This is a genomic window from Streptomyces resistomycificus (assembly GCF_001514265.1).
GTDB classification, from domain to species: Bacteria; Actinomycetota; Actinomycetes; order Streptomycetales; family Streptomycetaceae; genus Streptomyces; species Streptomyces resistomycificus.
The window spans coordinates 24478-34561 of the sequence record NZ_KQ949011.1 but is presented as its reverse complement, the minus strand read 5'-3'; the positions used below and the strand labels follow the sequence as shown (position 1 = coordinate 34561).

6 protein-coding genes are annotated in these 10084 nt (G+C 71.4%); 1 reads left to right on the top strand and 5 read right to left on the bottom strand.

Annotated elements, in window-relative coordinates; genetic code table 11:
- Positions 1-597 (bottom strand): maltotransferase domain-containing protein (locus tag AQJ84_RS40120; RefSeq protein ID WP_159042806.1); only part of this gene is annotated, 597 nt, incomplete at its 3' end.
- Positions 598-814: 217 nt separating this feature from the next.
- The gene (locus tag AQJ84_RS40115) at positions 815-2014 is read right to left on the bottom strand and encodes a S8 family peptidase (protein WP_030044994.1); all 1200 of its coding nucleotides are present in this window, start codon (positions 2012-2014) and stop codon (positions 815-817) included.
- Positions 2015-2302: 288 nt separating this feature from the next.
- Here AQJ84_RS40115 and AQJ84_RS40110 point away from each other — a divergent pair, with 288 nt between their 5' ends.
- Entirely contained in the window at positions 2303-4921 is a 2619-nt protein-coding gene (locus AQJ84_RS40110; protein WP_053193210.1) for a glycosyltransferase family 1 protein, read from the top strand.
- Between the two features lie 547 nt (positions 4922-5468).
- On the opposite strand, the gene AQJ84_RS40105 is transcribed toward AQJ84_RS40110, so the two are convergent.
- The 3 genes from AQJ84_RS40105 to AQJ84_RS40095 all read right to left on the bottom strand — a co-directional run bounded on the left by AQJ84_RS40105 (position 5469) and on the right by AQJ84_RS40095 (position 10084).
- Positions 5469-5987 carry a DUF1990 family protein gene (locus AQJ84_RS40105; RefSeq protein WP_030044992.1) on the bottom strand — a complete coding sequence of 173 codons (519 nt, stop codon included), beginning with the start codon at positions 5985-5987 and terminating at the stop codon, positions 5469-5471.
- A 75-nt stretch (positions 5988-6062) separates the two neighbouring features.
- A complete protein-coding gene (locus AQJ84_RS40100) occupies positions 6063-7730 on the bottom strand; it encodes a M4 family metallopeptidase (protein ID WP_053193207.1) in 1668 nt (555 codons plus the stop codon).
- Positions 7731-8029: 299 nt separating this feature from the next.
- On the bottom strand, positions 8030-10084 hold the full coding sequence (locus AQJ84_RS40095; RefSeq protein ID WP_030044989.1) for a M4 family metallopeptidase: 2055 nt from the start codon (positions 10082-10084) through the stop codon (positions 8030-8032).

The window sequence follows — 10084 nt, the reverse complement described above, 5'->3', positions numbered from 1 at the left end:
CGCCGCCGCCAGCCGCGTCGCCGCAGGGCGCGTCTCGTCGCGCAGGGTCTCGGCGGCGGTGAGCAGGACCTGCCGTTTGCCCTTCTTGGGCACGTCGGCGGCGGCCCGCTCGTACAGTCGGGCGCCCTCCTCCAGGACCAGTTCCGTGTCCATGCCGGCCGGGATCTTGATCCGGGCGTGGTGCCGCCAGGTGGCCACCGGGTCGCCCCAGGCCTCCACGGTGTACGTCCAGTGGCCCGGGGCGCCGGCGGTGACCTCCGCGCCCCAGCGGTCGGTGCCGGGGGCCAGTTCCCGCATCGGCGTCCACGGGCCGGGCCGGCCGTCCGGGTCGGTCAGGACGACGTTGGCGGCGACGGCGTCGTGGCCTTCGCGGAAGACGGTGGCCGATATCTCGAACGTCTCGCCGGTGACGGCCTTGGCGGGCCTTCGCCCGTTCCGGACGACCGGACGGACGTCGAGGACGGGTATGCGTCCGATGCCGTCGGCGGTGTCGCCCGCGGAGGGTGGCTCCGGGGCCGGTGGGCCGGCGGCCGGGCGCAGGGGTGCTGCGTCGGTGCTCGGTGTCGGGGGTGCTGACGAGTGGTGCGTGGCGGGCATGACCGCTCCTGTCCGCGTCAACGTGGGTGGGCGGATGGCTGTGGGGAGGTGGGTCCTGCGTGGTGTCCCTGTGGTCTTCCTGAGGGGTGTACCGGAGGAGCCTTCCCACCCTATTCGGGTGGGCAATCCGGCACGTTCTTAACTACTCACCCGTATATCTGCACACAGGACCGGCCCCGTTCAGGCCGAACGGGGCCGGTGCCGCAGGCAGCCCCTCTCAGCGTGGCACCCGCAGCAGTTTGTCCGGTGACCCGGGCCCCCGCCCGGAGACCTTCCCGGATCCGGACTGGGCGACAAGTGCCTTGCCGACCTGGGCGGGAGTGGCCTTCCTGTGGTCCGCGAGGTAGAGCGCGGCCGCGCCCGCCGCGTGCGGTGACGCCATCGACGTACCGGAGGAGGTGACGACGGCGGTGTCGGCGCGGTGGGACGCCGAGGTGATGGAGACACCTGGCGCGAACAGGTCCAGGGCGGGGCCGTGGTTGGAGAAGCTCGCCCTGGTGTCCTTCCCGTCGGTCGCGCCGACCGTGATCGCCTCCCGTACGTGCGCGGGCGAGTAGAGCGAGGCCGGCATCCCGTCGTTGCCCGCGGCGACCGTGTACGTCACACCGGACGCGATGGAGTTGCGTACCGCGGCGTCCAGTTGGGCGTTGTGGTAGCCGCCCAGGCTGAGGTTGGCGACCGCCGGTTTCCTGGCGTTCCTGGTGACCCAGTCGATCCCGGCGATGACCTGCGCGGTCGTCCCCGCGCCCGCGTTGTCGAGGACGCGCACCGCCACGACCTTGGCCTTCTTGGCGACGCCGTACCGGGAACCGGCGATCGTGCCGGCGACATGGGTGCCGTGGCCGTTGCCGTCGCCCGCGCTCCTGTCACCGCCGACGAAGTCCCAGCCGTGGCTCGCCCGGCCGGCGAAGTCCCTGTGGCCGGTCCGGATGCCGGTGTCGATCACGTAGGCCGTGACTCCCGCCCCCGCGGAGTCAGGCGAGGTGTAGCGCCTGTCGAGCGGACGGTTCGCCTGGTCGACCCGGTCCAGGCCCCAGGACGGAGGGTTCTTCTGGACGTGGTCCAGGGTCACCCGGGTGTCCTGGGTGACCGAGGCGACGCCCGGGTCCGCCGCGAGCAGCCTGGCCTGTCTCTCGTTCGCGCGGACGGCGTAGCCGTTCAACACGGTGTCGTAGGTATGGCTGATTCTCGCCCCGTACTTCTCGGCGAGGTCCTTTCCGGCCGCCGAGGGTGCCTTGGTCGCCCCCTTGAGTGTCACCAGGTAACTTCCGCCGACGGATCCGGGCTGTCCGGCGCCGAGTATCCGCCCCTCCGGTACGGCGTGCGCGGGCAGGGTGACGGCCGAAAGAGCCGCGGCACAGGTCGCCGCGGTCAGGCCCCCCGCCACGCGCAGACGCCGTGTTCGCGTCCGTGCCATGGCTGTGTACCCCCTCCTCAACTCGACGTACGGCAGCCGGGGTTCGCCGCGTGCGCGGCTCCTCGGGCCGGTACGCCACTGGGCAGCCTCTCGTGCGGTGCGAAGGACGACAAGGACGCCTACGGGGGCTGAATCGGCCAAATAGGGTCGAGGCCGCCGGATGTGACCGGATCCGTACCCACGGCAAGGCGCCGTGGTTGAGAGGGCCCCGTCCCCTATACCTTCGAAGCTGACGACGGGACGCACACCGCCGTGCGTCCTCTTCCTTACGCCCGCTTGAGGTGGCTAGTGAAGGCGATCCGTCGATTCACCGTCCGACCCGTGCTCCCCGAACCCCTCCACCCGCTGAGCGACCTCGCGCGCAACCTGCGCTGGTCCTGGCATGCGGAGACCCGCGATCTCTTCCGGTCCGTCGATCCCGGGCGCTGGGCCGCCGCGGGCTGTGACCCGGTACGGCTGCTCGGCAGCGTGCCACCCGAGCGGCTCACGGAACTGGCCGGCGACCCCGGCTTCGTGAGCCGGCTCACCGCTGCCGCCGCCGATCTGAAGGACTACGTCACCGGCGCCCGCTGGTACCAGGAGCAGTCGGCCGGGCTGCCCGCGGCCGTCGCCTACTTCTCGCCCGAGTTCGGCGTCACGGCCGCCCTGCCCCAGTACTCCGGCGGCCTCGGCATCCTCGCCGGCGACCATCTGAAGGCGGCCAGCGACCTCGGGGTGCCGCTGATCGGTGTCGGACTGCTCTACCGGCACGGCTACTTCCGCCAGTCCCTGTCCCGGGACGGCTGGCAGCAGGAGCACTACCCGGTGCTCGACCCGAACGAACTGCCCGTCGCCCAGCTGAGGGAGCCCGACGGCACCCCCGCCTCGGTCTCCCTGGCCCTGCCCGGCGGCCGGCAGCTGCACGCCCGGATCTGGCTGGCCCAGGTCGGCCGCGTGCCGCTGCTGATGCTGGACTCGGACGTCGAGGAGAACGACCTCGGCGAACGCGGGGTGACCGACCGGCTCTACGGCGGCGGCAGCGAGCACCGGCTGCTCCAGGAGATGCTCCTGGGCATAGGAGGAGTGCGGGCCGTACGGACGTACTGCCGGCTGACCGGCCACGCCGGACCCGAGGTCTTCCACACCAACGAGGGCCACGCCGGTTTCCTCGGGCTGGAGCGGATCGCCGAGCTGTGCGCCGAGGGGCTGGACTTCGACTCCGCGCTGGAAGCGGTCCGGGCCGGGACCGTCTTCACCACCCACACCCCCGTGCCGGCCGGCATCGACCGCTTCGACCGCGAGCTGGTCGCCCGGCACTTCGGCCCCGACGCCGAACTTCCGGGCATCGACGTCGGCCGGGTCCTGCAACTGGGCATGGAGACCTACCCGTCCGGCGAACCCAACCTCTTCAACATGGCCGTGATGGGCCTGCGCCTGGCCCAGCGCGCCAACGGCGTCTCCCTGCTGCACGGCGCGGTCAGCCGGGATATGTTCTCCGGGCTGTGGCCGGGATTCGACCCGGAGGAGGTGCCGATCACCTCCGTGACCAACGGGGTGCACGCCCCGACCTGGGTGGCCCCGGAGGTCTTCCGGCTCGGCGCCCGGCAGATCGGCGCCCAGCGCACCGAGGACGCCATGACCGTGGGCGGCTCCGAGCGCTGGGACGCGGTCGCGGACATCCCCGACCAGGACATCTGGGAGCTGCGCCGCGACCTGCGCGAGCAGTTGGTGACGGAGGTACGGGACCGGCTGCGCGCCTCGTGGCGGCAGCGCGGGGCCGCCACGGCCGAGTTGGGCTGGGTCGACGGTGTGCTCGACCCGGACGTCCTCACCATCGGGTTCGCGCGGCGGGTGCCGTCGTACAAGCGGCTCACGCTGATGCTGCGCGACCGCGACCGGCTGATGGACCTGCTGCTGCACCCTCAGCGGCCGATCCAGATCGTGGTCGCGGGCAAGGCGCATCCGGCGGACGACGGCGGGAAGCGGCTGGTACAGGAGCTGGTGCGGTTCGCGGACGATCCGCGGGTGCGGCACCGGATCGTGTTCCTGCCGGACTACGGCATGGCGATGGCGCAGAAGCTCTACCCGGGCTGTGACATCTGGCTGAACAACCCGCTGCGGCCGCTGGAGGCCTGTGGCACGTCCGGGATGAAGGCCGCGCTCAACGGCTGCCTCAACCTCTCCGTGCTGGACGGCTGGTGGGACGAGTGGTTCCAGCCCGACTTCGGCTGGGCGGTGCCCACCGCGGACGGTGCGGGCACCGATCCCGACCGTCGCGACGACATAGAGGCCGCGGCGCTCTACGACCTGCTCGAACAGCGGGTGACCCCGCGCTTCTACGAGCGTGGGCAGGGCGGCCTGCCCGACCGCTGGATCGAGATGGTCCGCCAGACCCTCACCCTGCTCGGCCCGAAGGTGCTGGCCGGCCGGATGGTCCGCGAGTACGTCGAGCGGCTGTACGCCCCGGCCGCGCACGCCCACCGCACGATGACCCCGGACGCCGCGCGTGAACTGGCGGAGTGGAAGTCCCGGCTGCGCTCGGCCTGGCACGGGGTGACCGTCGACCACGTCGAGACGACCGCGACGACAGCCACCGCCGAACTCGGTACGACCCTCGGGCTGCGGGTACGGGTCGGCCTCGGCGGCCTCGCCCCCGAGGACGTCGAGGTGCAGGCGGTCTCCGGCCGGGTGGACGAGGAGGACCGCATCACGGACGCCGTGACGGTCCCGCTGAAGGCGGCGGGCGGCCCGGACCCGGAGGGCCGCTGGGTGTACGAGGGCCCACTCTCCCTGGACCGCACCGGCCCGTACGGCTACACGGTCCGCATCCTCCCCGCCCACCGTCTCCTGGCGACCGGTACGGAACTGGGCCTGGTGGCCCTGCCGTCGGAGGACGTGGTGGAGGCGGCGGGGGTCCTGATGCGGTGAGTACCGCCGGTGCGCCGGACGGCGGGGGCGGGTTCACCGATCCGGCGTGCCGGGCGGTGAGGTATCCGATCCCGGCGCGCCGGCCGGTCAAGTGAGGTGCTGGTCCGGCGTGCCGTGGTGGGAGCGGGCACGTCGGCCGGCCTGCCGGGTGGTGAGGGGGCTGGGCTTGTCGCGTCGGTGTTCCGGGCGCGGCGGGGGCGGCGGGCCGCTGACCCGGTGTGCCGGGCAGGGCGTGTGGTTCTTGTCCCGTGCCTCGGGCGGGAGACGGAACGCCGGTCCGGTGTGCCGATGGGTGCGTTCGGGTCCCGTGCCTCGGCGGGGAGGCGGAACGCCGGTCCGGTGTGCCGGGGGACGGGGCCGGTCGCCGAGTGGTGGGAGCGGGCCCGTGGCCGACGTGCCGGGTGGTGAGGGTTGGGCTCGCCGCGTCGGTGTTCGGGCGGCGGGCCAGGGTGCTGAACCGGGCCTCGGGGCGGGGTCGCCGACCGGTGTTCCGGGGTGGATGCGTGGCAGTGACCCGTGCGTCGGTCGTGGCGCGGTGGCGTGGTGGTCAGACCTTCTCGACCGGCGCGCACAGGCGGCGCAGCACCGCCCCGCACCGTCGGGCGTACGCGTGCTGCAGGCCCCGGGTCGCGGGGCCGCCCGCTCGGGAGTACCACTTGGCGCCGCGGCTGAACGCGGAGATCGTCAGCCAGACCGTGCCGTCGCCGGTCCGGTCCACGATGAAGGACTCCTCGCCGCACTCGGGGTGGCCCGTCAGCGTGCCGTAGGCCCAGCCGGCCCGGCGGTGTTCCTCGACGGTCCACACCACGCGGCAGGGGGCCTTGATCAGGCCGGCCAGGGTGACGGTGACGTCGACCTCGGGGGCGGCCCGGTTCGCGCTCGCCTCTATGCCGACGCCCAGCTCGCGGTGCATCTCCCAGGTCAGGACCGCCTCGGAGGCCCGGCGGAAGACTTCCTCGCCCTCACCCAGGCGGGAGCGGACGTGCAGGGGATGGAAGCCGGGCGGGCAGAACCCGCTCCGTCGGGTCGCGCCGACGTCGTCGTACGTGAAGGCCTTCGAAGACATGGGCCCAAGAGTAGGGCGGCACCCCGGAATGCCTTCGTCCCGGGTGCCGCCCGTCAAACCCTCACCGCGATACGGCTAGCCCACGTTCACCGCGGACCAGGCGGCCGCGACCGCCTTGTACTCGGTGCTGGTGGAGCCGTACAGCGCCGCCGCCGCGCTCAGGGTGCCGGTGCGGGCGCCCGCGTACGTGGTGGTCGACGTGAAGTACTCGGTCAGCGCCTTGTACCAGATCTGGACGGCCTTGGCGCGTCCGATCCCGGTGACCGTGGAGCCGTTGGACGTCGGGGAGTTGTAGCTCACCCCGTTGATGGTCTTCGCCCCGCTGCCCTCGGAGAGCAGGTAGAAGAAGTGGTTCGCCGGGCCGGACGAGTAGTGCACGTCCAGGTTCTTCAGCGTCGACGACCAGTAGTTGGCCGACGAGCCGTCCTTGCTCGGCTGGTCCATGTAGCGCAGCGGGGAGCCGTCGCCGTTGATGTCGATCTTCTCGCCGATGAGGTAGTCACCGACGTCGCTCGAGTTCGCCGCGTAGAACTCGACCGCCGTGCCGAAGATGTCGGAGGTGGCCTCGTTCAGGCCGCCCGACTCGCCGCTGTAGTTCAGGCCCGCCGTGTTGGAGGTGACGCCGTGCGTCATCTCGTGGCCGGCCACGTCCAGCGAGGTGAGCGGCTTGGTGTTGCCCTCGCCGTCGCCGTACGTCATGCAGAAGCAGCTGTCGTCCCAGAAGGCGTTGACGTACGCGTTGCCGTAGTGGACGCGGGAGTAGGCGGCCTTGCCGTCGTTCTTGATGCCGCTGCGGCCGAAGGTGTTCTTGTAGAAGTCCCAGGTGGTCTGGGCGCCGTAGGCGGCGTCGACGGCCGGGGTCTGCGAGGTGGAGGAGGTGGTGGTGCTCCCGGTGCCCCACTTGTCGTCCGCGTCGGTGAACAGCGTGCCCGCCGAGGAGCTGGTGCTGCGCGCCTTGTTGTACGTCTTGTGGCCACCGCGCGCGGTGTCGTACAGCTGGTACGTCGAGCCCGACAGGTAGGTGCCGAGGGTGACGGTGCCGGAGTACTGGCTGCTGCCGCTGCCGGTCTCGATGCCCTGGTACTCGAAGAGCTTCTTGCCGGTGGCGGCGTCGGTGATGACGTGCAGCTCGTTGGGCGTGCCGTCCTCCTGGAGGCCGCCGACGACCGTCTCGTAGGCGAGGGTCGGCTTGCTGCCGTTGCCCGCCCAGACGACCTTGCGGGGCGCGTCGTCAGCCTCGGTCTTCTCCGAGCCGGCCGACTCGGCGGCGGTCAGGGCCTGCTTCTCCGCCTTGGCCGCGGCGATCGCGGGCTTGAGCGAGGCGACCTTGATGGTGGCCTTCGTCGCCTTGGTGACGCCCTGGGTGGCGCCGGCCTTCGACTCGTGGACGACCAGGTCGCCGCCGAGGACGGGCAGGCCCGCGTAGGTGCGCTCGTAGCGGGTGTGCACCGTGCCGTCGGCGTCCTTGACGACGTCTCTGACGACCAGCTTCTCCTTGGCGCCCAGGCCTATCTCCTGTGCGGTGCCGGCCGCCGCGTCCTGCTGCTTCTGGATCAGCGCGGTGCGGGTGGCCGGGGCGAGCGTGGTGGGCGCGGCGAGGGGCTTGGCCGTCGCGGTGCCGGTGCGGTCCGCCGGGGTCTGGGCGGAGGCGGTGGTCAGGCCGGTGGTGAGGAGGGCCCCGGCTGCCACGGCGGTGGCGATGGCCAGGGTGGTGCGCTTGTGACGCGCGTAGACGGAAGACACACAAGCTCCTTTTGTGGGGGAGCCCGGGCGGCCATGGGGCGTGCCGTCCGGGGTGGTGGTGAAGTTGTGCGGCGGGTGTGAGGAAGAGTGGCATTGACGCCGCGTACATGTCATGACCCTTCGATGATGTTGGCCGAAAACTGACGGCGGGGTGAACATTGCGGGAATGTAAACCCACTTGACCTCGGTAAAGCCCCAACAAGCCGTCGGCATGGAGTGGGCAAAAAAAGAGGGCGCCGCCCCGGGGAGTCGAACCACCGGGGCGGCGCCCTGTCCATGAGGCCTGGACGGCCGGGGGGCTACGGGAAGGTGAGCTTCCAGCTGTTGATGTAGCCGGTGTCCTGGGCCGCGTTGTCCTGGACCCTCAACTGCCAGGTCCCGTTGGCGACTTCGGAGGAGGCGTTCACCGTGTACGTGGTGTTGATGTTGTCCGCGCTGCCACCGGTGCCGTACGCCTTCAGCGTGTACGCCGTGCCGTCGGGGGCGATCAGCTGCACCCGGAGGTCACCGATGTAGGTGTGGACGATGTCGACCGCCACCGCGAGGTTCGACGGCGCGTTGCCCGTCCGCCCGGAGACGGTGACCGCCGAGTTGACCGCCGCCCCGTTGTCCGGAATCGACACGTCGGCCGCGTTCTCGAAGGAGGTGCCGCCACCGCCACCGCCGCCGTCGGAGCGTGCCCCGACCGCGACACCCGCCCAGGCGTCCTGCACGGCCTTGTACTCGGCGCTCGTGGTGCCGTACAGCTCACCCGTCGCCGCGAGGGTGCCGGTGCGGGCCGCCGCGTAGTTGGTGGTCGAGGTGAACTTGGTGGTCAGTGCGCGGAACCAGATCTTCTCCGCCTTGTCGCGGCCGATGCCGGTGACCGGAAGGCCGTCCGAGGTGGACGAGTTGTAGGTGACACCGTTGATGGTCTTGGTGCCGCTGCCCTCGCTCAGCAGGTAGAAGAAGTGGTTGGCGGGACCCGAGGAGTAGTGCACGTCGACCGAGCCGATGCCGGAGTACCAGCTGTCCTTGGACGAGCCGTCCTTGCTCGGCTTGTCCATGTAGCGCAGCGGCGTGCCGTCGCCGTTGATGTTGATCTCCTCGCCGATGAGGTAGTCACCGACGTCGGAGGAGTTGTTGGCGTAGAACTCGACCGTCGAGCCGAAGATGTCGGACGTGGCCTCGTTCAGACCGCCGGACTCGCCGCTGTAGTTGAGGCCGGCCGTGTTGGACGTGAGGCCGTGCGTCATCTCGTGCGCGGCCACGTCGATGGACGTCAGCGGGTTGGCGTTGCCCGAGCCGTCGCCGTACGTCATGCAGAAGCAGCTGTCGGACCAGAACGCGTTGACGTAGTTGTTGCCGTAGTGGACGCGGGAGTACGCGCCGACCCCGTCACCGCGGATGCCGCTGCGCCCGTGCACGTTCTTGTAGTAGTCCCACGTCAGCGCGGCGCCGTAGTGTGCGTCCGCTCCCGCCGACTCCAGGTTCGACGGGCTGCCGTTGCCCCAGACGTCGTCGGGGCCGGAGAACAGCGTGCCGGTGCCGGAGGTGCCGCGGTTGAGGTTGTACGTCTTGTGGTTGCCGCGGGCGCCGTCGGTGAGGTTGTACGTCGACCCGGACTGTGTGGTGCCGAGGGTGACCGTGCCGCTGTAGACCGTGTTGCCGGTGCCGGTCTCGATGGCCTCCCACTCGTACAGCTTCTCGCCGGTCGCCGCGTCGGTGACGACGTGCAGCTCCTGCGGGGTGCCGTCGTGCTGGAAACCGCCCACGACCGTCTCGTACGCCAGGGTCGGCTTGCCGTCGGCCGCCCAGATCACCTTGCGCGGGGCGCGGTTGACGTCGGGGCTCTTGGCCTTCTCCGCCTTCGCGGCGGCGAGCGCCTGCTTCTCGGCCTTCGCCGCGGGCAGCGCGGCCGTGGTGGTGGCCGGCCTGATGGCGGCACGGGTGGCCTTCACCGTCGTGGCGGCGCCGGTCGGGGCGGTCTCGACGACCAGGTCGCCACCGAGGACGGGCAGTCCGTCGTAGGTGCGCTCGTAGCGGGTGTGGACCGTGCCGTTGCCGTCCTTGAGGACGTCACGGACGACCAGCTTCTCCTTGGCGCCCAGGCCCAGGTCCTTCGCGGTGGCCGCCTTGTCGGCGTCCGCCTCGCGGATCAGCGCCGCGCGCTGTGCGGGGGTGAGCTTGACCGACTCGGCGCCCGGTATGACCTTTCCCGCGGCCGACGGTGCCTTCTCCGGGGCTGCGGTGGCGGCGCCCGACTGGACGGCCGCGGCGATCAGGGCCGAGACGCCGACGAGGGCCACGGCGGCGGCCCTGCGCTGGGTGGTGCGGGTGTGGGAGGTGCGTCTGTGGGAGGAACTTCTCAACAC

Excerpts from the sequence above, each read along its gene's own strand:
- AQJ84_RS40115 (WP_030044994.1), bottom strand. The coding sequence starts at position 2,014 with ATGGCACGGACGCGAACACGGCGTCTGCGCGTGGCGGGGGGCCTGACC.
- AQJ84_RS40105 (WP_030044992.1), bottom strand. The coding sequence starts at position 5,987 with ATGTCTTCGAAGGCCTTCACGTACGACGACGTCGGCGCGACCCGACGG.